We start from the raw sequence: 566 nt of genomic DNA on the forward strand, positions 1-566 counted from the left end.
CCGCGAGACGTGTGCGAGCGCCTGCCGACCATCAACGGCGGCCGCATCCAGGTCTGCCTGCACAACGACGCCGTGGTGCAGGGGCTCTCCGAACTGCCCTTCACGCAGGACGTGGAGCGCTGGGCCGTGCTCACCGTGGGAACCGGCCTGGGCAACGCGAGCTACACCAACCGCGCCCCGCAAAAGCGCTCCCGGCGGTGAGCGGCCCCGCGCGGGGCAGGGCCGGCCCCGCGGCGCGGCGAACGGCGGGCCCGGCTCGATAGAATCGGGGGTTACGCTTCACAAACCATCCCCGCGGCTGCTTTCATCGCAGCGCGCCCCACGCACTCGAGGCTCGCAGCCCTTTCGCCCATGACGAAACCGACCCCGCCGTCGTCCGTTGCCGACATCCGCAAGAGTTTTCTGGACTTCTTCGCCTCCAAGGGCCACACCGTGGTGCCGTCCAGCCCGCTGGTGCCGGGCAACGACCCCACGCTGATGTTCACCAACTCCGGCATGGTGCAGTTCAAGGACGTGTTCCTGGGCACCGACAAGCGCCCCTACGTGCGCGCCACGTCCGTGCAGGC

The 566-nt window shown here is 69.8% G+C and carries 1 protein-coding gene and 1 pseudogene; both read left to right on the forward strand.

The annotated features are described in order from the left end of the window. Nucleotides 1–201 (forward strand): annotated as a pseudogene (locus MPC4_RS19140) (ROK family protein); the annotation flags it as partial. Between the two features lie 150 nt (nt 202–351). Next, a partial coding sequence (locus tag MPC4_RS19145) for an alanine--tRNA ligase-related protein (protein ID WP_174513935.1) occupies nt 352–566 on the forward strand: 215 nt, incomplete at its 3' end.

The organism is Methylocella tundrae (assembly GCF_901905185.1).
GTDB lineage: Bacteria > Pseudomonadota > Alphaproteobacteria > Rhizobiales > Beijerinckiaceae > Methylocapsa > Methylocapsa tundrae.